The sequence below is a fragment of the Marinibactrum halimedae genome (assembly GCF_021234875.1).
GTDB classification, from domain to species: domain Bacteria; phylum Pseudomonadota; class Gammaproteobacteria; order Pseudomonadales; family Cellvibrionaceae; genus Marinibactrum; species Marinibactrum halimedae.
Window position 1 is genome coordinate 48,218 of record NZ_JAJQVM010000008.1, and the last position, 22,687, is coordinate 70,904.

General features: G+C 42.6%; 15 protein-coding genes. 8 read left to right on the top strand and 7 right to left on the bottom strand.

What is annotated here, in order from left to right:
• The first annotated feature begins 46 nt into the window (after positions 1-46).
• The gene (locus LU351_RS06480; RefSeq protein ID WP_232593246.1) at positions 47-2,038 is read left to right on the top strand and encodes a carbohydrate-binding module family 20 domain-containing protein; all 1,992 of its coding nucleotides are present in this window, start codon (positions 47-49) and stop codon (positions 2,036-2,038) included.
• Between the two features lie 54 nt (positions 2,039-2,092).
• Here LU351_RS06480 and LU351_RS06485 read toward each other — a convergent pair whose 3' ends face one another.
• Positions 2,093-3,628, bottom strand: coding sequence for an amidohydrolase family protein (locus LU351_RS06485; RefSeq protein ID WP_232593247.1), 1,536 nt, complete (start codon positions 3,626-3,628; stop codon positions 2,093-2,095).
• A gap of 843 nt (positions 3,629-4,471) precedes the next feature.
• On the opposite strand from LU351_RS06485, the gene LU351_RS06490 reads away from it, so the two are divergent.
• The 5 genes from LU351_RS06490 to LU351_RS06510 all read left to right on the top strand — a co-directional run bounded on the left by LU351_RS06490 (position 4,472) and on the right by LU351_RS06510 (position 11,672).
• On the top strand, positions 4,472-5,359 hold the full coding sequence (locus tag LU351_RS06490) for a hypothetical protein (protein ID WP_232593248.1): 888 nt from the start codon (positions 4,472-4,474) through the stop codon (positions 5,357-5,359).
• Positions 5,360-5,525: 166 nt separating this feature from the next.
• Entirely contained in the window at positions 5,526-6,386 is an 861-nt protein-coding gene (locus LU351_RS06495) for an HAD-IIB family hydrolase (protein WP_232593249.1), read from the top strand.
• 178 nt (positions 6,387-6,564) lie between these two features.
• Positions 6,565-7,800 carry a glycosyltransferase family protein gene (locus tag LU351_RS06500; protein WP_232593250.1) on the top strand — a complete coding sequence of 412 codons (1,236 nt, stop codon included), beginning with the start codon at positions 6,565-6,567 and terminating at the stop codon, positions 7,798-7,800.
• A 102-nt stretch (positions 7,801-7,902) separates the two neighbouring features.
• On the top strand, positions 7,903-9,663 hold the full coding sequence (locus LU351_RS06505) for a sugar phosphorylase (protein WP_232593251.1): 1,761 nt from the start codon (positions 7,903-7,905) through the stop codon (positions 9,661-9,663).
• Positions 9,664-9,893: 230 nt separating this feature from the next.
• Positions 9,894-11,672 carry a sensor histidine kinase gene (locus LU351_RS06510; RefSeq protein WP_232593252.1) on the top strand — a complete coding sequence of 593 codons (1,779 nt, stop codon included), beginning with the start codon at positions 9,894-9,896 and terminating at the stop codon, positions 11,670-11,672.
• A 146-nt stretch (positions 11,673-11,818) separates the two neighbouring features.
• On the opposite strand, the gene LU351_RS06515 is transcribed toward LU351_RS06510, so the two are convergent.
• Positions 11,819-13,786, bottom strand: a complete 1,968-nt coding sequence (locus LU351_RS06515) for a hypothetical protein (protein WP_232593253.1) — start codon at positions 13,784-13,786, stop codon at positions 11,819-11,821.
• Between the two features lie 955 nt (positions 13,787-14,741).
• On the opposite strand from LU351_RS06515, the gene LU351_RS06520 reads away from it, so the two are divergent.
• Together LU351_RS06520 and LU351_RS06525 are read left to right on the top strand one after the other, a co-directional pair.
• Entirely contained in the window at positions 14,742-15,719 is a 978-nt protein-coding gene (locus LU351_RS06520) for a fasciclin domain-containing protein (RefSeq protein ID WP_232593254.1), read from the top strand.
• 277 nt (positions 15,720-15,996) lie between these two features.
• Positions 15,997-17,307 (top strand): HD-GYP domain-containing protein, encoded by a 1,311-nt coding sequence (locus LU351_RS06525; protein WP_232593255.1) that lies wholly within the window; start codon positions 15,997-15,999, stop codon positions 17,305-17,307.
• 173 nt (positions 17,308-17,480) lie between these two features.
• Here the strand turns inward: LU351_RS06525 and LU351_RS06530 are convergent, their stop codons facing one another.
• The 5 genes from LU351_RS06530 to moaB all read right to left on the bottom strand — a co-directional run bounded on the left by LU351_RS06530 (position 17,481) and on the right by moaB (position 22,651).
• Positions 17,481-18,785 carry a glycerophosphodiester phosphodiesterase family protein gene (locus tag LU351_RS06530; RefSeq protein WP_232593256.1) on the bottom strand — a complete coding sequence of 435 codons (1,305 nt, stop codon included), beginning with the start codon at positions 18,783-18,785 and terminating at the stop codon, positions 17,481-17,483.
• Positions 18,786-18,998: 213 nt separating this feature from the next.
• Positions 18,999-20,327 carry a hypothetical protein gene (locus LU351_RS06535; RefSeq protein WP_232593257.1) on the bottom strand — a complete coding sequence of 443 codons (1,329 nt, stop codon included), beginning with the start codon at positions 20,325-20,327 and terminating at the stop codon, positions 18,999-19,001.
• Positions 20,328-20,519: 192 nt separating this feature from the next.
• Positions 20,520-20,804, bottom strand: coding sequence for a DUF1244 domain-containing protein (locus LU351_RS06540; protein WP_232593258.1), 285 nt, complete (start codon positions 20,802-20,804; stop codon positions 20,520-20,522).
• A 108-nt stretch (positions 20,805-20,912) separates the two neighbouring features.
• Entirely contained in the window at positions 20,913-22,130 is a 1,218-nt protein-coding gene (locus LU351_RS06545) for a molybdopterin molybdotransferase MoeA (RefSeq protein ID WP_232593259.1), read from the bottom strand.
• Positions 22,127-22,651 carry a molybdenum cofactor biosynthesis protein B gene (moaB, locus tag LU351_RS06550; RefSeq protein ID WP_232593260.1) on the bottom strand — a complete coding sequence of 175 codons (525 nt, stop codon included), beginning with the start codon at positions 22,649-22,651 and terminating at the stop codon, positions 22,127-22,129. The genes LU351_RS06545 and moaB overlap by 4 nt, the downstream gene beginning before the upstream one ends.
• Positions 22,652-22,687 lie beyond the last annotated feature (36 nt).

Genomic DNA, 22,687 nt, shown 5'->3' on the forward strand with positions numbered 1-22,687 from the left:
AAATAACCCTAAATACTATCCAATAAAAAAATAAGGGTATGACGCTATGAAGAAAAGAACGGTGTTGTCAGTATTCGCGGCCGTCGCATTGTCGATAAGCCAAGCGAGTAATGCACAAAGCAGGACGGCTTTTGTCCATTTGTTTGAATGGAAATGGGATGATGTGGCCGCAGAATGTGAGCAGCATTTAGGTCCTAAAGGGTTTGCGGCAGTTCAAGTCTCTCCACCTCAAAAATCCATTAGTGGCGGTCAGTGGTGGACACGTTACCAGCCCGTGAGTTACGCCATTGAAGGAAGAAGTGGCAATGAATCTCAATTTAGATCTATGGTGCAGCGTTGCGCGGCAGTGGGTGTTGATATCTATGTCGATGCCGTTATTAATCATATGGCGGCATGGGATCGTTATTTTCCAGAAGTGCCTTATGGCCCTAATGATTTTAATAATTGTACGGATGACATCAATTATGGTGATCGTTGGTCAATTCAAAATTGTGATTTAGTTGGATTAAATGATTTGAATACCGCTTCTGGTTATGTCCAAGATAAAATCGCCGGTTATATGAATCATTTGATTGATTTAGGGGTCAAGGGTTTTCGTATTGATGCAGCAAAGCATATACCTTCCGGCGATATTTCTGCCATTTTATCGCGATTAAGAAAAGACGTTGTCATTTTTCAGGAAGTGATTGGTGCACCTGGTGAGCCTGTTCAACCACAAGAATACTTGGGTAATGGTTTGGTAACCGAATTTAATTTTGAGCGAACCATAGGCGATGCTTTTAAAGGGCGTCAGCCAATAAAAAATCTTCGAAATATCACCAATTGGGGCTGGCTAAATAGCAGTAGTGCGGTGGTGTTTGTGTCTAATCATGATGATCAACGCCATAACGCAGATCGAACCCTCACTTATAAAGATGTGGGAGATTTATATTATATCGGTGAGATCTTTATGTTGGCTTACCCATATGGTTACCCTAAAGTGATGTCGAGTTATTATTTTAACGACTTTGATCAAGGCCCTCCCTCTTCAGGACCGCATACGGGGGATGCCTGTAATCAAGGTTGGGTTTGTGAGCACCGTTGGCGCGGTATTGCTAACATGGTGGGGTTTCGGAACGCGACTGTGGATCGTTGGGAAATAACGGACTGGTGGGATAATGGTAATAATCAGATTGCTTTCGGTCGTGGTGGTCTTGGGTTTGTGGCAATTAACCGTGAAGATTACAACAACTTAAACCAGACGCTGCAAACGGGTATGCCTGCGGGTGAGTATTGCGACATTATCAATGGGGAATACGTGAATGGTAATTGTGATGGCCCTATTATTCGGGTGAATGGCGATGGTACGGCATATTTTAATGTAGACACGATCAGTGCTTCTGCTATTCACGTAAATGCCAAAATTGGTGGTGGATGTTCAGGTGATTGTCCTCCACCCCCTCCTGTAACGAAGACTTGGGAGAACGCCTACCTAAGAGCCACGTCTAATTCCTGGGGTACAACGCCCATGACATTTGATGAGGGTGAGTGGACAGTGACTACTACATTTGGTTCTGGTGATGGAAATGGTGGCCCTCGCTTTAAAATTAGTCGTTTTGAAGATTGGTCAGAAGCGTATCCAGCAGAAGACTATCCCATTACAGACGGTGCCGGTACTTACACGATTACCTTTAATGACCAAACAAAAAATATCTCTGTTAGAAAAGGGGGAGTAACTCCGCCGCCGCCTTCTTCTGGTACTGTAGATGTCAACTTTTCTTGTGCGAATGGACAAACGACTCCGGGTCAATCCGTTTATGTCATTGGTGATATAACTGAATTGGGGAATTGGTCATTAGGACAGGCCGTTAAGTTAGAGCCAATGAGTTATCCCACATGGACAGGAACAGTGGCTTTACCGCAAAATGCGTCGGTAGAGTGGAAATGCCTCAAGCGTAGTGAAACCAATCCTAATGATCGAGTTGAATGGCAGTCGGGTAGTAATAATTCTTTAAGTACGGGCAGCTCATCTCAAACCAGTGCTAATGCGAGTTTTTAATTAATCGCTGCCTAATTAACATCATCCACCTAGTATTACTAGGTGGATGAAATTTTAATTTTTTGTACAGAGTTGCCATTGACGACAAGAATACTTCGAATACTTGGGTTCAAAAAGTGGTTTCTTTTCTAATTTTTTTTTCATTTTTTTCTCAAAACGTTTAACTTTTTCACGATAATTTTTTAATAGTAAGGTTTTGGTTTTGTGGTCAAGAAAACTGTGCTGTAATGAATTTTCTCCCAGTGTGATTAATTCTTCCCAGGACAAATTAAACTCAGTAACGGCGGTAAAATATTCATCGGTCATATTGGAATCCCACATGCCTCTATCATCGGTTGTTAATGCTACCGGGATGCCTGTGCGTAAATATTCTGGGAAGGGGTGTTCACTATAATCGTTAATATATTCTAGTAATAAGTTACTGACTAAATTGATTTCAATGAGATAGCGACCAGATTGCATCAGTAGGAGCGTGTCTGGGTCGCCCAATAAATTGACACCATGACCAATTCGTTTGGCACCAAGTAATAAAGATTCTCGAATGTGCTGGTTTGGCTCGTCAACTTCACCTGCGTGCAGAGACAATGGTATGGTCGGTGTTGTTTTACGTAACTCTCTGAGTGTGTTTAAAAAACGCAAAGGGTGGCCTTTATCGTTATCTTCCCGACCAACTAAATTAACGCCTACGTAAATATCTCGGTTTTTATCGACAAATTGATAGGCGTCTTTCAGGTCTTCATTGGCGCTCTTGGCAAATCGTAAAATGGCATATTGTAGCCTTGCTGTTACGCCGGATGATTTTGCGTCTTTTTCTTGTAGGCGATGCCTAAAAATATCCGCCACAATGTTCGGTTGGATTGGGTTGCCACCGGGATCCATATAGCCTTTGGGGCCCATTTGAGTTTCCAGGTACATTACACCCTCTTCGCCAAAGGCTTGCATGTTTTTCACGAGCAGTTCCGACATGATAAAGGGGTTGCCTGTTAAATCCCCAAGTCGTTGCCAGTGTCTCTGAAAAAACTCTTCACGCCCTTCATAGGGTTTATCTAATCGAATGCTATTGAGCCAACCGTTTTTTTCCTCTTCGGACAACCTGGTGAGGGGTTGATACTCTGACTTACTGCATTGTGATAACTGTTCATACGTAGAGCGCTGTATGGTGTGAAACATCATTAAATAAGGCGTGCCCCCAAATTCATTTCCTCCATATGGTTGGCAGTGTTTCACTTGAGTTTTGGTGTAATACTGGTATCCACTGTTAATGGATGAGTCAGTTGCAAGCTCAAACCACCACTCAGGAAGCCCGGAACCGCTCATATGGTTGTGAATGTCGCCGCCTTTGGGTAGTGCTTGTAAGAACGCATACATTTCCTCAGTCGTTGCGCTGGTTTTGAAGGATTCGAACCAATGCACATTGGAAGCGGTCTTCGTGGGGGAGTTGTTGGTGACCGAACTATAGGCGACCGAACTATTGGTGGCTAAAGCGCAGGCAGTAACCAGAAAGAGCATCATCTCCCCCAAGCGAGGTATTGCGAGGAATCGTTTCTTTTGGTAAAGCGCTGTTTTTGGAGCCAGTGTTATTTCTGTCATTGTGTCATCGCTGTTTTTAAAAAAGTGTTTAACCACAAAAAGGATACCATGATTCGGGTTGATGCGGATTTGGCACAGCATATGCAGTAGTTTTGATGCTTTTCATTATTGGAAAAGCATTCTCTCATGAAGCTTGCTCTTGCGGGGCTACGCACTGGCCCCCCTTTTTTCTTTTCTCCTCGTGTTTATTCACCTGTTTTTTGACTTATCCCATATTTTTTATTTACCCCATACATTATTCATCCCATATAGAGTGATTTATACAAATCAATATCTGCTTGATAGTGGTCTCAAGGGCTTTATTTATCGAGTGTATAGGCCTTATTGAGCGTTATGGACAGCACTTTATGGCTTTCTTATTACCATTTTCCTTTATCTGCTTTAAGTCCTCTTATTTGTTATCAAAACGCAGGTTATTAATTGTAATTTTTCATACTCTTTTAAGAGTGGGGTATTGAGTGGAGCTGGGCCCACCCATTCTCCACCGGTTATTCATATGATGACGCTGAATTGGGTGCTCTTGTTGCACGAAAGAATCTTTTTGCACCAAGTTGGGTCGATTAAAAGCAAGCTGTTGGTAGGAAAAGATTCGCACTGACTCGGTGCGTTATGCACTAAACTGAATATGAAACTGTAATAGTTTGCATTTAAATAAGAGGGGGTCGGCATGGTTTCTGCTTTGATCTCAATACGCTAGCGGAATTTTTGATAGATGGCCTTAGTAAGTAGCCAGTAAGAAAGTAGGGGTAAACCGTAGTCTGATTAAGGCAAAATGGATTTCTGGGCCTCATAAATGACTCACATTTAGATCGCTTTTGATAATAAAAAAAAGGTATTTGGATAGTGAAATACGAACAGGTTATTGAACACTTTATTCAAAGGGAGCTATTGCCCTCAAGTTATTTGGACGCTGCAATACGCTGGTTTTTTCCGTTGGCTGAGGTACTAAAGCAGAAGCATGGGCAGTTCAAAAAGCCAATTGTGTGTGGCATTAATGGATGCCAAGGCTCCGGTAAAAGTACGGTAGCAGGGCTCTTGGTTGAATTGCTTAGAGGTTGCTTTGAGTGTAAAAGCGTAGCTATATCCATTGATGATTTTTATCTTACGGCCAGTGAAAGAGCGCAGCTTGGGAAAGACGTTCACCCGTTGCTTCAAACACGAGGTGTACCTGGTACCCATGATATGGAATTGGCAACACAGACACTCAATCAGCTGATGCGCAATGCGGGTCAAATTATGGTGCCACGTTTTGATAAAGCCATTGATGATCGTTTTCCGAACAGTGAATGGACGCCAACGGAAACGCCCATTGATATCCTCATCATTGAGGGGTGGTGTCTAGGTGCAATTCCGCAGGATGAGGGTGCGTTGATCAAACCAATCAATGAGCTTGAAGAAAAAGAAGATCCGGATGGGCAGTATCGTCGTTATGTGAATGCCCGCTTGGGTGCAGAATATGCCATGTTTTTTGGGCAAGTTGACTATTGGGTGATGTTACAAGCGCCCTCTTTTGATTGTGTGTATCAATGGCGATTGCAACAAGAAGATAAATTACGTCGCCGAGCAGGCGATACTTCAGGGAAAAAGATAATGAGTGCTGAAGAGCTCAAGCGTTTCATTCAGTTTTATCAACGTATTACGGAGCATACATTACTCACTTTACCTTCAAGGGCAGACTGGGTTTACGAGTTAGGTGAAGATCGCACTGTTCACGGTATCATGACTCGCTGAACTAAATGCTTTTTGTTGAGAGTTTTTTTGTTAAAGATCGTTCGTAAAAATACAGATTAAGGCTCGTTCGCTAAAAGCTAAGCCTAATGATTATCGCTTTATGACGAGTGGCTAAATAAATAAAATACAGTTTTGGTTTTCCATTACTGAATAACTAGGGTAACTCATGAATTCGGTTATTATTTTTACCGATATGGATGGTACTTTACTGGATCATCATAACTATTCCTTTAAACCTGCTGTCAATGTTCTTCAAAGGCTCGATACACTCGGTATACCGGTGATACCGACCACCAGTAAAACCTTCGCCGAATTGAAGGTACTAAGAGAAAGTCTTAATAATCATCACCCTTTTATTGTTGAAAATGGAGCAGCAGTATGCATCCCTTCCGATTATGTGAAAACTCTGTGTAATACCACGAGCCACGTACCAGATTATCAAGCCTTAGGCATGTATGAATATGAAGGCTTTTGGGTGAAGCCATTTGCGAAGCCCAGAAAACACTGGCAGGGCTTAATTGGCTATGTGAAAGATAAATTTCCTGATTGTTTCATTACTTATCAAGAGGCGGGTATTGACGGAATTATGGCAATGACTGGACTCTCCAGAGCGGAAGCAGAACAGTCCTCTAAACGGTTATTTGGTGAGCCCATTAAATGGGTTGGTAGTGCCAAAGCACAGGAAACGTTTATCGAGAGTATGGAATCGTTAGGAGCTCATGTGCTTAAAGGAGGGCGTTTTCTGCATGTGTCTGATTATTGTGATAAAGGTAAGGCGCTATTGTGGTTGAAAACGTTCTACCACAGTGTGTGGCAAAAACAAGAAGGGGCACTCACGACAATTGGATTGGGAGACAGCCACAATGATATTGCAATGTTAGAGGCGGTAGAGAAAGCCATTATTGTTCGCTCTCCAATCCATGAGCCGCCGTCGGTTAATGGTAATCCGACAACAACTGCGGAGTTTGGCCCCAGTGGGTGGGCCCAGGCAATAGGGGAATACTTGGATGAGAATGGTTATGTATAAACACTTAAAACATTGTTTATCCAGAATGCAATTTATCCCCTCAGAAGGGTTGATTGAAAAACCATTTGTATGAATTTTAGATTGTTTTGTCAGCTTATGATGAAGCAATACAAGAGACATGCCCTCGGGTTGAGTGGCATTGCTCATGAACACAGTTAATTATTATTAGGACAATTACATGGGTGATTTTCATCAAAACGGTATTATTACCACGTTACATAATTTATCGGATCGTCCTTTAGAGGAAATGGAAGCTGAACTCGTCCGATTTCAAAAAACTCGCCCCATGTCTCTCATTTTGCCCAGCCTGTTTTCTGAGCTAGAAGGCGAGGCAATGCCCAATATTATTTCTCATTTGACGCAAGTTCCTTATCTTTCGGAGATTGTCGTCGGCTTAGATCGAGCGGATGAATCCCAGTATCGTTTTGCATTGGAGTTCTTTTCTCAGTTACCCCAGCACCATCGTGTGTTATGGAATGATGGGCCTAGGCTGTTAGCGTTGGACAACGAGTTGAGAGAAAAAGGGCTGGCGCCACGAGAATTAGGTAAAGGGCGGAATGTATGGTACTGCATGGGCTATGTGTTGGCCTCTGGGGTAGGCGAGTCCGTTGCTTTACACGATTGTGATATTGTCACGTATGATCGAAGTTTATTGGCTCGATTAATTTACCCTGTGGCTAACCCTTTTTTCAATTATGAATTTTGTAAAGGGTATTATGCCAGAGTGGCATCGGGGAAAATTAATGGCCGAGTGTGCCGATTATTGGTTACCCCATTAGTTCGTGCTTTAAAGCGTGTGCTAGGGCCGTTGGAGTATTTGGATTATATGGACAGTTTCCGTTATCCATTAGCGGGAGAGTTTTCATTTCGACGAGATGTATTAACGGACTTACGGATTCCCAGTGACTGGGGGTTAGAAATTGGCGTACTCTCGGAAATGCATCGTAATTATGCCCACAACCGTTTGTGCCAGGTGGATATTGCTGATACCTATGATCACAAACACCAAAGCTTATCACTGGATGATCGAAATGCGGGCCTATCAAAAATGTCTATTGATATTGCTAAGGCCGTTTTTCGTAAATTGGCGACACAGGGAGAGGTGTTTACACCAGAAACATTTCGTACCATTAAAGCGACGTATTTTCGAATTGCACTCGATTTTGTCGAGACGTATCACAATGATGCCATTATGAATGGTTTATCTCATGATTTACATGAAGAAGAGGTGGCGGTGGAGATGTTTGCACAAAACATCATGGAAGCCGGACAAGCCTTTTTGGATAATCCAATGAAGACGCCGTTTATTCCGAGTTGGAACAGGGTGGCCAGTGCCATGCCAGATGTATTTGACCGATTGAGAGAAGCTGTAGAAGAAGACAATAAAGAATTTTCGGCAACAGTGCGTTCATGAAAAAGAATGTGTGCCGTTACAATAGTGGCAGAATATATTGGTCTGCACTTTGATTTAGCATGTATAAAAAACCGTATTGGATGAAAAAGGCAAAGGGGTTACATGAGTCACGCTTTTGAATTATTACAGCAGAAAGTTCATCATCATTTAGAGGTTATCTATCAAAGTGTTGATTCGGTAGATGATATTACTGGATTGGCTGATGAGCTCATTAATGTTATGCGCTTAGCCCAAGTACAGGAAGAGCCGGTTCCTCATCAGAACCATTGGAGCCAGAGTGATTGTATTTTAATTACTTACGGCGATAGCGTGAAAATGGAGGGTGAGAAGCCTTTGCATACGTTGTTAAGTTTTCTTGATCAATATTGTAATGGCTTAATTAACAGTGTGCATATTTTACCGTTTTTTCCATACACCTCTGATGATGGGTTTGCGGTCATGAATTTTTCAGCCGTAAATGAAGCATTAGGTGAATGGAGTGATATTGAAGACATCTCAAAACGATATCGCTTGATGTCTGACTTGGTGATTAATCACTGTTCTAGTCGCAGTATGTGGTTCGAAAATTATAAGGCAGGTCGCCATCCGGGACGGGATTTTTTCGTTGAAATGGAAGATCCTGATGCGGATTTGCGAGCGGTTGTTCGGCCTAGAACCAGCCCTTTGCTGCGCCCTACTGAAACGGTTGAAGGGATGAAGCATGTTTGGTGTACTTTCAGTCATGATCAAGTGGACTTAGACTTTAAAAATCCCACAGTGCTCAAAGAGTTTGTGGGTATTATTCGTCATTACTTGGATCGTGGTGTCAATATTTTTCGTTTGGATGCAGTTGCCTTTTTATGGAAAGAATTAGGAACGTCCTGTATTAATCTTTTAGAAACGCATGAAACTGTTCGGTTGTTGCGTACGTTAATTGAATATGCACAACCTGACGCTGTGATCATCACAGAAACCAATATTCCGAATCGTGAAAATTTATCTTACTTTGGTAATGCTAACGAAGCCCATTGTATTTATAATTTTTCTTTGCCCCCGTTATTGGTGAATACCTTAATTACTGGCGATTGTCGATATCTGAAGCAATGGCAGATGAGTATGCCCCCGGCGCAAAATGGTACCGCTTATTTTAATTTTATTGCCTCCCATGATGGTATTGGTCTGCGCCCTGCGGAAGGCTTGTTGCAAGATGATGAAATTGATGTCCTGATTAATACTATGCAGTCTTTTGGTGGGCGAGTGTCGTGGCGTGCCGCAGAAGGCGGAAAAAATAAGCCATATGAAATTAATATTGCTTTATTTGATGCCTTGCAAGGCACAATTAAGGGGCCTGATCGATGGGGTATAGATCGGTTTATTTGTGCTCATGCCATTATGCTCGGTTTAGAAGGTATACCGGGTATTTATATTCATAGTTTGGTGGCAACCAGCAATGATTATGAGCGTGTTAAGCATACTAACCATAATCGGGCTATTAATCGGCATCAGTGGGATTATCCAAAATTAACGGAAGCTTTAGAGCAATCTCACACCCAACATCGTAAAGTGTACGACAGGCTAAAACGATTGATTGCCATTCGATCTGTGCAGGAAGCTTTTCATCCAAACGCAACACAGTTTACCTTGCATTTGGGGTATCAATTGTTTGGTTTTTGGCGACAGAGTATTAATCGACGTCAAAGTATTTTTTGTATCAGCAATGTTTCCGACCAAGAGCAGCATATTCTTTTGTCTGAAATCAACTTAATAGGAACGGATCGCTGGATTGACTTGATTTCGAATAGTGTGTTTGAGTCTATTGAAGAGGGTTTAACGTTGCAGCCCTATCAGACGGTCTGGATTACCAATACCCCCATATCTGACTAGCTTGGCACAGGGTTACTCAGAACTTGAGGTTTAAGTGCTTGAGATTTAAGTACTTAATGTTTGATCCTCAGGTATAAGAGAGACCGAAAAAAATGTGAGGTTTGCTGAGTGTTTACTGTATAGCTACACTGAAGAGGCGGTGCATGCAAGACGGCCTCCCTGGGTTTGAAGAGGTAGGAAATTCGGGGTGGGTCGTAAATTCTGGATAGAGATAGGATCTATGCCAACGTATGATGGATAGTGATTTCATCAGAGGTGATCTTAGTAACGCTAATTCTAACAGCAGTATTTTTGTAGAAGTGGCCACCATATCCTGCAATCAGGCAGGTATTGTGTTGTCTCATTCCCAATCTTCGGCTTCTATTCTTTTTGGCTCCTCTGAACAGACCCTTCAAGGTACTGATCTTGGAGATTGTCTGCAATTGCCTTCTGGCCTGCTTTTTAATGAATATTTAAATTTAGTTTATGAAGCGGCAAAATTGGGTGCACATAGCAAATCCGTTATGGTGACATTGAAGCACTCTTCTCAAGAAGCAGAGCTGGTTATTTGGTATTTGGAGCAAAAGTCAAAGCCTTTGCATCGCGAATTTCTTTGTCATTTGGATTCTCGTAAAACAACGAAAAGTTATCCTTCCTCCGCCATTGCTGAAGTCAGTTGTGATGAGCGAGAGAATGCGGGTGTCTCTCCTATTCTCAATGATGCTCTCGTTTTAAACGTGATTAAAGAGCTTCAGCAAGACTATATTGCTGATTATGGTGGCCATTATGTCTATGGTCGTGCTTTACATGCATTATTAAATTGCACGCAGAGCGAGTATGGGTTTATTGGCGAAATTCTCAAAAAAGACGATGGTGAGTCTTACCTCCATACTCATGCGATTTCGAATATTAGTTGGGATGATGCGACTCGGGAGTTTTATAAAGTGAATGCCCCCAGTGGAATGCAGTTTATGAATAATAAAACGCTGTTTGGGGTAACAGTAACGACAGGCGAGGTGGTAATTGCAAATCATCCTGCATCACACCCTGCTGCGGGAGGATTACCGAAAGGGCATCCTCCATTATGTCGGTATTTGGGCGTTCCCATTTATTGTGGAGAAAGATTAGTGGGTATGGCAGGCATTGCCAATGCACCAATGGAGTATACACAAGCGCTAGTGGATACTTTAACGCCTTTAATGTTTACATTAGGGTTTTTAATCAAGTCTTATCAAAATGAGCGAAAACGTAAATACGCAGATGCCACTTTGGAACTTCAGGCACAAGAATTGAGTTTGGCAAATAAATCAAAAACAGAATTCTTGGCATCCATGTCCCATGAGTTTCGTACGCCATTAAACTCTATTATTGGCTTTTCCTCCAAAATAGAGCGTTACCTGCAAGGTGGAGAGATAGATCCCGAGCGATTTTTAACAGCTATCGATGCGGTGAGTCGAAATAGTAAACATCTATTATCTTTTGTTAACGATTTACTAGAATTGGCAAAGGTTGAGTCCGGTCAATATAAGATTGATCGTCATGATGTGGACTTGGAGATATTGGTAAATGAGTGCTATCAGCGTTTTATGTCTGAGATTGAAGAAAAAAATACGGTTGTCAGCTTTCAGTTAAGCCGAGCAGCAATTGTAAAAACGGATTCTTTCAAGGTCAGTAAAATTCTTTCAAAGCTATTATCAAATGCCATCAAGTATGGGCATGGTGAAATTACGTTATCCTTAAAGCGAACTGAGTTGGGAGAGTCACAATTGGGTTTTCTTCAGTCTCAGCTTTCGACTCTACATCAAGCTTATTGGATTCTTCAAGTTGCGGACAATGGTCCTGGGATTAGCGATGAAGATAAAGATCGTTTATTTCAACCCTATACCAATATGCATAACAGCCTTGCAAAGGGAGGAACTGGGCTGGGGTTAGCGATTTGCGCACAATACTCTCGGTTGTTGGGTGGGCAATTAATGGTGGAATCCAGTGATCAGGGCAGTGTGTTTTCGTTGGCCTTGCCCGTTGAATGATAGAGTGTTTGTCAGGTTTTGCTTGCTGCCCGCTTTTGTCTTGATGCTTTGACTTTATCCACTCTAAGTCATTTATCTTCGTGCTTCGTAAATTTGTGGCCATTGAGTGTTACTTCAATGGCCACAAGAGCAATGGTCAAGATTTATTATTCAGCTATTTCCAAGTTGTTCTCAGTACTTACGCGGAAGGTTTTTCCGTTAATAATTAAGCCTGGTAGTTGTGTGGAATTACCAAAGTCCCAAATGGCAGTGCTCCAATTTGAGTATAATGTCTGTTCACTGCAACTATTGTTGTTGGGGGCTTCTGGGCAGGTTAATTCTGTACTGATAACGCCATAGACACCTGCATTTTCAGGGTCTGGTGCAGAGTTTGTGTTGCCCACACCAGTGGTGATAGAGTGATCTAAAGAGTAATAATTGCCAGAGAAAGTAATTTCAAGTGCATTAATGGCACCGGCTACTTGTCCGATGCTGTTTTGCCCTGCATTTTCGGTGTTCATTACTTTGCTAACGGTGAAATTATGGTGAATATTGGAAGGGTTAAAGCCTTCACTGAAGGAATCATAAATACCGATTAAGCCTCCAACGTTGCTGGAGCCACTGACGGTTCCACTGGAAAACGTATTTTGAATAATGGTGGGGCGAGAATCATCGAATTTTATATTTACTTCACCCACTAGACCGCCAACATTATCTATGCTGTTTACATTTCCTGTGGAAAAACTTTTCTCAATGATGATTTCGCTTTGGACGAAATTACTATACGCGCCGCCCACTAGCCCCCCTGTCGTTTCCATACCAGTAACATCACCAGTGGCGTAACTCTCGTTGAGGTTGATTTCCGTATCATCACTGCCCGCTTCCACTTTTCCGACTAATCCACCTGTAAAGCGTTGCCCTTCGACTGTGCCTATGGCAGTGCTGAGCCCCATTTCGATGTTACTGATAAAATCTCCGGTTAACGCGCCAATAAGTCCCCCAGTGTAATCTTCACCGAAAACACGAGCCGAGGAATGTAATTCTGAAATGGAGATTTTACCATCGAAACTGTCAATCATTTCTCCAACTGCACCGCCGACATAATGGCCGCCGTGAATAAAACCGCTGGTGATGTTGTTATTGAACTCTTGGGAAGAGAGAAAAGGAGAATGCACTTTTCCAAATAGTCCGCCTAAGTAATCATCTGCCCAGATAATACAGCGAGCAAAATTATTCGATACTGATAAAGTGGATTCATCGACATTGGCATACCCTGATAGCCCACCAATATAGTCTCTCCCATAGAGGTTGGCGTGGACTTTGTTACCTTCAAATACTGCACTTCCATCAAAAAAGCCAATTTGTGTATACCCGATTAAGCCACCAATGTAATCGACCCCTTCGGCTGTTCCAATAACGCGATTTTTTAATAAAGAAGAAGGCATGGATTTATTGTTAATGGAGATCAGTTTTCCGGCGAGAATGCCCACATTGGTTTGGCCAAATACCCCTTCTCGATCCGTTCGAACGTCCATATTCTGTATGGAAACTGATGTGTCGCGGTCACCAATGACTCCGAATAAACCGATATTGTGTCCGTTGGTTTCCGGATCACCTGCTTGTCGATTAATGTATAAGTTTTTGATTTTAAATCGATTACCGTCAAATGTGGCGACAAAAGGGTTATTTTCAGACCCTATGGGCAGCCACCCGTTATTTTGCCCGTCTTTATCATAATCTGTGTAAGCATCTTCTTCGGTAATCAGGTTGTCCCCATTGGTATCAAAATTTAGCTCATTGATAAGTTCGTACCCAAAGCATGCAGCGGTACCACAGCCTTCGGTAAATTCAGTACCATCATGAGTAATCAGAGAAGTACCCGATAAGTTATTTCTTACCCAATCCAACTCTTCTAGTGTGCTGATTTCAATCAGCCCATCGTTGTCATCATCAATGTCTAATTCATTTGATATTCCATCATTGTCATCATCCAATAGGCTGGTCGTTACGTAAGTATTTATATTATTGCTTTGGTATGGGCTCGCACTGGCAGAAGATAAAGCTGAACTTAGCAATAAAGCGCTGCTGAGAAGGCCGATTGAAATTACTTTAATGTTATCGCTTGGTAGAATCATACTAAACTCCTTTTTTAAGGGATCATAGAGATGTAGATAGTAGGGACATAGAAAGCGAGGCCCTTGAATGCCTAATATTGTCGGATTCTAGTGCACTATTGTCCCATTTTGGTTAAATGACCAAGTTTGAATGGCCAAAATTACGGTGATTTTAATTGAATTACCATGTGGGTAATTGAAGAAAAAGCTTTTCATCATGAGAGGACGGCTTAATTAATCCTTGACAATTAACTCTTAGCAGAGAAGCTATTTTCTTTTGTAAGCTGTTTTCAAAAAAGTTGTTTTTCAATTGAACAACTTTTTATCCGTCCAATATTCCATCATTGTTGCGATTCCAGTCCTGGGGTGTTTATTAGCGCTTGTATTCAACAGTGGCTACGTTTGTTAGTGGTTATTTTTTATTATTTTTCTATGGTTTGATCATTGGGTTGAATTGTATTCTGTTGGTTCAACAATAAGTGTGATGAAATCACAGTTATGAGACGGTCGCAATTATCTTTGGTGCCAAATCCCTTGAAAAGACTTAAGTTTTGTTATGATTTGTAAGTGACCGTTAATTGCGCAGATGGAGAGAGGATTTCCATGACATGAATAATTTAAGTGTGTAATGCAACTATGGTTTTCTTCTATGGAGAAGGTCTTTTTATTGCCATTAATATGCGGTAAATAAAAGCTTTTTTTAACTTTATTATCCGCTCTTTCTGTATGGATGTTGATCTTTCGGGAAATGATTTGGATGTGTATAGACAAGTCATTTACGTACTTTAATATCTTTTTGGATTTCATCGGATGTGGTGTGCATGTCTAAAGTGGAAATAAATTTCATTTTTTGAGATAAAGCAGACGGAATTCTTATTTTACATCATCCGTTTGAAAGAGTGGTTCGTAATTGGATTCGGTTTAGGCAGTTTTTTGAAAAAAACGCCCAATGTTCCACTCTCCTAAGGAAATGATTATGTCTCTTCTTTTTAGAAAATACGTACTACAAGTTTTAGTGGTGATGTTAAGCCTTATTGGCATAGTAGGTTGTGGTAGTGATAGCGATAATAACAACAATGATGGTGATGATATTGTAAATACTCCAGTGGTTACTATCGTTGATGTAGCAACACAGGCGGGTACATTTGAAACATTAATTGCTGCGTTACAGGCGACTGGCTTAGATGCCACCCTCGGTAGTGAAGGGGAAACATTCACTGTGTTTGCTCCTACCGATGAAGCGTTTGCTAAATTAGGCGATGAAACTATTCAGGCGCTGTTAAATGATACTGATACGCTTTCGAATATTCTGCTTTACCATGTGATTGCAGGCAGTGAAGTGAATGCATCAGCGGCAATTGCTTCTGCAGGTATGACTGTCGAAATGGCAAATGAAGATAGTGTGGGGCTTTCTTTATCGGGTGAAAATCTTTTTATCAATCTTTCTCAAGTGACCTCAACTGATGTAGAGGCTGACAATGGGATTATTCATGTTATTGATACCGTTTTGTTGCCACCCGGCGAGATGACCGGTTCAACGGATAACATTGTCGAAACCGCCATTGCTAATGGAAATTTCACAACCCTTGTGACAGCGCTCCAAGCGACGGGTTTGGATAGTGTATTGTCTGATGAATCAACCGAATTTACCGTATTTGCACCCACGGATGCGGCATTCGACTTGCTGGGCGCTGAGACGATTACAGCATTGCTTTCGGACACCGATGCGTTGTCAGCCATTTTATTAGAACACGTTATTAGTGGTGCGGCAGTGAACTCTATTTCTGCCTTTGCGGCAGCGGGGCAAAGTGTAATGACGGCAGCGGATGTAAGTGTTGATCTCAGAGTTGAGAACAATACATTGATGGTCGGTAATGCGATGGTCGAAATATTTGATGTGTATGCTTCCAATGGTGTTATTCACGTAATAGATGAAGTGATTGTCAGTAATTAGTGTATTTTTGACGGAGTGTTTGGTGATGATGATGTTAAGTTGTCGCCAAATAACTCATACTTTAAAGAAAAGATGATTTAACCCCAAACTGTGTTTGGGGTTTTTTATGTGCAGTATTAAACCCTCAGTTCTGCCGGCGTAGTGGGTGTTCATTGCTAAACTGATTAGAGAGGTAATGAGTACTAAGGTTGGTTTACTGATTATTTAAGCCCATTATATAGAGCCAGATTTTTCAGTAAGCCAAATTTATCGATAATACGGCATATTGAATGAGCTTATGTTTGAGGAAAATAAATTTTATCTATCACACTTGGCCTCTATGAAGCCTGCTTACAAAGCCGTTATCCGTAGTCAAATCTGCAGTGATAAAGGTGTGGTGTTGGCAAAAAGCGGTGACGTGATTAATAGTAAAGTGGCACAAATTTTATCGAAGCATCATCTGGAAAAGCCAATATTTCAAAGTATTGATTTGAATGGTGCAATTAATTCAAATGCTTTGTATCAGTTCATGATCTATTTGGGCGAGAAGAAGAAAGGGTTGCAGCCTATTTTAGAGCAAAGTGGCTTTTTACCTATGTTATCTCAGCTCTGCTCTGTATATGGTCGCTTGCCTGAGTTAACACAGAAGTTAACAGTGTTGTCGCGAAAATTTCCTAGAGTTTATTATCAAGCTGTTTTTTCCGCCATGGCGGGAACAGCTATTGGTATGAAACTTGGCATGATTCAAAGTGAGCTTGAAGTGGTTTTCTTGGCGGGTTTATTTCATGATATCGGATATCTGGATTTAAACCCCAAGTTATTCAGTAAAGACAGTTACTCGCCTGAAGAGATACGAACTTTGCAAATGCACCCTGTATTAAGTAGACAATGCATGGATTCTATTGCCGGTATGTCTGCTGAAGTGGGTAAAGCTGTATTGGATCACCATGAGTGCACAGACGGTACGGGTTATCCCCAACATAAATTGGGTGATCAGCTATCGAAATTCAGCCAAATAGTGGCGATTACAGATCTTATTGCCGATATTTATCAGCGTTATCGTCATCATGGTGATCATGTTTATCAGTTGATTTTTACCGCATTGCAATTTAATAAAGATTTGCATATTGAAGAGGTTTATGTGGCGGCTGCGCAATTATGCAAATTAGTGCCTGAGAGTTCAGAGATCCCAAAAGGGGCGGTGAATGGCCCATTGTTGGAACGGCATAAAGCGTTGATGAAAACGTTTGTGGCGGTAAGAGATTTGGTTCATCCTCTACTAAGAGCTGCCGAACGTGAGGTGGTAGGCACGTTGGGATCAATGATTGGGCGGCTTTCTATTTCTTTGAACAGTGCAGGTTTTTTGCAAACCGAATACGAAGCGTGGTTGACGGATGTAGAAACTTATCCTCGTGATGAAGACCAGCATATCTTATTACGTGCCAGTGTTATGTACGATCAAGTAGAGAGTCAATTAATTCATATGCGAGTATTGCTTGATCGCCTAGTAAGAGAAAACCCAGAGCATGAAACAAAAATGTTGAGAGGGTTAAATTTAGCGTTTGATCAGTTGAATCAATTACCCACTACCTATGGGCGCTCTTATTAATGTTGAAAAAATGGAGTTTAAAAATAGGCGTTGATTTAACTTGCAATGACGATAAGTGTTTTTATTGGATTTGCGATAAAAAGGTAACGCCTTCCTTTGGAAGGCGTTACCCACAATTTACTGACAATGACAATGACAATGTGCCACACTCTTATTTTACTTGGCTTTTGCCGTTACAACCCCATGCAGTTTGCATAGTAGGTAACAGTGGCAGGCCAGTCAGAGAAAATACCTAAAATCTTCACGTCTTTAGCCAGTACATGCAATGCTTTGTACATGTCGCTATCAGTATTAATAGCTTGCGCATTTGGATTAACATCGAATTGGTAATACCAAGTGGCAACCGGGTTTCCGTTTTCGTCAACACCGGTGCGTGAACCATTACGAAGGTCTGAGCGTTCGAATGTCCATGTGATGATACCCAACCCAGCTTTACGTGCAGCACGAGCGTAGGCAGAAGGAACGATTTTACCGTTATCAGTGACTTTAAGTAGCATCCATAACGGCGGCGCAATAATTTCGACACCCTGATCAGCCAGTTCTTTCATTGATGGGCTGAAGGTACTTGGGTCATTCGGATTGATGCCGCTGCCATAGCGATCATCTAAATAAACGGCCTGGCGACCAAAGCTTGGCTCTTTTTCAATCCAGTATTTCACGTCTTCAAGATTAAACGACTGTAGCCAAACATTATGAGGCGATACGCCAGCTTGGCGATACTCATCAGCCAGTTTTTGAGCGTAATTGGCTTGTGAGCCAAAGACGTCTTCTACCTGCAAGCGTGCCGCGCGGTCAGGCCCTTTTAATTCAGGGGTAAACTTCGCACCGAGTTTTTGGAATAATTTAATAGATTCTGTGTGTGTTAATAATGTGCCTCGGCTTTCGTATAATCCAGTGCGCCAATCAGCAACACCGCCGACAAATTCTTCAGCAGTGGTCGCAGCTTGATTAAAAGAGTCCATTTTTCCTTCAAGAGTTTTAAACTCTGCAAGAGTGATGTCGCTCGTACAACATTTTACACTTTCAGGATTGGGCATGTCGGCATTCCAAGGAACGGAACACTGGTCGTTTAAGTCGGTTAGGATAATATTTGTAGTGGTATGTAAATCACATTGGGCGTGACGACAGACTAATTCACCATCGGATGTGAAAGAAACATCACACTCTAAAATACCCGCTCCCATTTTGGCAGCTGCTACGTAAGATTCTTTTGTGTGCTCTGGAAATTGCATTGGCGCACCACGGTGGCCAATGGAAAAGTCTGTTTTGTAAAATGGGCCGTTTTTACAAGATTCTAAACGACGCTTTAAGTGGCTTTCTTCCATGCCTTCTACTAAGAAGGTTGGGCGCGGACCAAGGTCGATGTTGTTTTTCCAATCCCATTGCCAGTCCCAGTGTTTACCGGCACACGCACTACCTGCAACAACAGTTAATACTGTTGCAGTAAGCACCTTGAGTGTTTTTACGCATAATCCCATTTTTTCTCTCCCGATGTAGTTGTTAGTGAAAGAATCGGCGGAAAAAATACTCGGGTAGTATTGAGTTTAAGTGACACTTATGTGAACACTGTATTAACTGGTTTTTAAATGTGTAGTAATGCTTTAAGGATAATTTGTTGCAGCTTTATAGGGGGTACGTGGGCTGCGTACGCAGCCTATCGCACAGATAGAAGCAAATGCAAAAAAAAGCCCCTAGCGCATAGGGTGCCTTTCAATCGGTTCGTTAATGATTGATTCAACCGGCAGGTCATTTTTATAAACATCGCTTGATTTTGATGAAGTCGTAGCGGGTGCCGTTAGGGAAAAATTATCGCAGTAGGATTCACCAATTTCAAAATTGACCGGCTCGGGTAAGTTTACGAAATATTCACTCACGTCTTGTTTATTGAGCATGTGTCTTAAAACATGTTCAACCCTTGGACGAAGAAAATCCGAGCCTATACGATTTCTTTGTCCCCATTCGACAATGTAGTGACTGCAATTTAAGTTTGGAGTATTTGAGTCGGGTTGATTGGTGTAAGCCAATACACGATCAAAACCGAAGTTTTTGTGCATCATAATTTCTTCAAAAATCATGGCGACATCTTCGAATTGCGAAGCATAAGCGTAATCATCCGAAGCGTAATCCAGCTCAAATTCAATGCCTAGGTCAGTACCGGTCAAATCAAGAATTGACTGACTGGCCTCATTTCCATAAAACAGGACTTGGGCAACATCGTAGAGTAGGTCAGAGGTTAGGGGTAAGTCGCCTCCTCGACTGAATGTTGTGGAGGCCCAGAAGGGTTCTAACTGGTCTACTGCTGTTAGTGGGTCGTCGTCTTTATCAATGGTGCCGACCATACTGGGGGGGAATACGTCATTGGCGTGTGCCAATTCGTGATACAACAGGGCAGATAAGCGTGCAGGGAGGTCTTCGATTGTTCTGGTTCTGTCGTCAGTGAGAGAAAATCGTTGCCAGCCTCTATTGCTACCATTTAGGTAGGTCCACAAAGAGATAAATTGCAGCCCATTACCAAACCCTGCGCGAAAGTCATCATCGGTAGAAATGGTATTTTTTTCAGCCACGGTCAGCCATAAATAAGCGGGGTCAATGTACATGGCCCCGGTTAATCGAGAGTAGAAGGAGGGGCGAATATCACTGCCAATGACGATAGCGGTGACACCACGAAATAACCCTCGTAAATCCTCTGGTAATAGAGGCAATACTTCGGCAAACCGTTCTGCCATCCAGTCATGACTGACAACAGTATGAGCAAGAATATCGTCGTTAGAGGGAGTACTGGAATTCATTCCAATTAAAGGGAGAGTATTGAAGCTACAGGCACTCGATTGTGCTTCTGCCACCACACACAAAGGGGCGGTATTGGCATAGGGGCTATTGGCGTCTGCGGACTTTAATCCGGTGAGATCGGGATCAATACCGGGGTTGGATGCATTGTCGCTTCCGCCGGATGAACCGCCGCAGCCACTGAGTACACTGATCATAGCGGCTGTGAACACTGGCAATAACTTTCTTATCATATCTGCCTTTAACCCTAACTGAGTGTTGTTTCCACCAGAGCGGATTGAATTTCGAATGCACTGGTGGATGAGTCCATGTTTCTGAATTCTACCTGTATCGACTCTGCGCTCCAATCCTTTCTGTGTCGCATTGATGAAAAATCCGTCACGAAAGTGTGATGTTTTTCATGCTAGTGATGAGATTTGAAGGCCTTAGCTTTTTTTAAATTGGTCAAGTTGCTCTGTTGTGGCAGGTGTTTGGTATTTCTCTTTCCACTCGGCATAGGGCATGCCGTAGATCTTCTCCCTGGCTTGGTCGTAGTCCATATCCATGTCCTTCTCATTGGCAGCAGCCAAATACCATTTGCTTAAGCAGTTTCGGCAAAAGCCAGCTAGGTTCATTAGGTCAATATTTTGTACATCCGTTCGGGATTGCAGGTGTGAAACTAAGGCACGGAAGGCGGCGGCTTCTAATTCGGTTTGGGTCGGTTTGTCCATCTGAGTTTCCCATTTTTTATGTCAATTTTTATGAAATTATTTATGTTAATAAGCAATGTTAATCGGCATACCCGTCACGTTTGCTGGTTAAGACAGGTAGAGCAGAGGTTATGAATAAATAAGTTCTTTGAGCAACAACACCTCTACTTTATCGCCAATTTGGATGGTTTGATTCACTGGAATAATGGCTAATCCATCCGCATGGGTCAGTGACGATAATACGCCAGAACTTTGGTTCGAAAACCGTTCTATGCGGCCATCATGGCGAATCGATACTCTTAAATAATCCTGGCGAATACTGGGTTTATTAACGGAAAAATTCGCAATAAAAGGCCTGGTACGATGAGTTACTTTCGAGCCAAGCATACGTTCGAGAAAGGGTTTTACTACCAGTAAAAACGTATTAAACACCGCGACGGGATTACCGGGAAGGCCAAAAAACGGGATGTTGTTGATGTTACCAAACGCTAAAGGTTTACCGGGTTTAATGGCAAGGCGCCACAGGTTTAATTTCCCTAGGGTTTCCATTGCTGCTTTGACGTGATCTTCTTCGCCAACAGAAACGCCTCCTGAAGAAATAATGCAATCATGGTGTGCGGCAGCGTCTTCCAGGGCCTTTCGAGTGCTGTCTAGGTTGTCGGGAATACGCCCAATATCCGTGACATGCATCCCCATGGTTTGCAGTAGTGCGCTTAGCGTAAAACGGTTTGAGTTGTAAATTTTACCCTCTTCAAGGGGCATACCGGGCTCCAACAGTTCGTCGCCGGTTGACAAAATAGCCACTCTAAGAGGAGGGCGAGTGCGCACAGTGGCAAGGCCAATGGAGGCGAGTAAGCCAATATCTTGAGGTTGTAATCGGTGACCAGCACGAAAGAGTATTTGCCCTTTTTGAATGTCTTGGCCTTTAGGACGAATATTGTTTCCCGCCTCAATGTTAAGTGGAATCCCGATAGATTCTGCGTGACTCACGGCGGTTTTACAGGCTTCTTGCATGACAACCGCGTTGGCCCCTTCGGGAAGGGTGGCGCCAGTAAAGATTCTTGCGGCAGTCCCTTTTACTAATGGTGCGGGTACTTGGCCTGCGGCAATGCGCTGGCTGATGGGCAGGAAGACATATTCTTTGCCGTTCTGCTCGACACTCACATCCTCAGTATGAAACGCGTAACCGTCCATAGCGCTATTGTCATGAGGGGGAACGGCGATAGTTGAGACGATATCGTTGGATAACCAAGCCCCGAGCGCATTTGAAATGGACGTTTCCTGACAAAGTGAAGGGGTGGGGGCATGAGATAAAATCTCAGCGAGTGCTTCTTCAATCGGGGTCATGCTGAGGCGTTCCCTTTGGTGAGCAGTGCAACAAAGTTGCAAGGTTTATGAGTGGCATCAAGTTGCTCTTTTAGGATGACATCCCAGCCGGTGGCGCAGGCGTTGTTAGAGCCAGGGAGGCAAAATACCAGCGTGTTGTTGGCCAGCCCGCCAAGGCAGCGCGATTGAATGGTAGAGCTGCCTACTTGCTCATAAGATACCTGTCGAAAGAGTTCGCCAAAGCCAATAATCTCTTTGTCTAATAATGGCAGAATAGCTTCTGGTGTGCTGTCTCTACCTGAAAATCCGGTGCCACCGGTGATCAAAACAACGTGCGTTGTATCATCGGCAATCCAGCGTGAGACCTCCCGACGCATGGCATACACATCGTCTTTTACCAGTGCACGCTCACTACAGTGATGCCCGGCTTCTTGAAGCTTATTCTGTAAGAGATCTCCGGAGGTATCGTTGTCGGCGGTGCGGGTATCGGAGACGGTTAATACCGCAATATTTAGGGCAGTAAAGGTATTGCCAGCGCTCATGGAGCCTCCTGTTTTCTGATTTGGTTTTGTTTATTT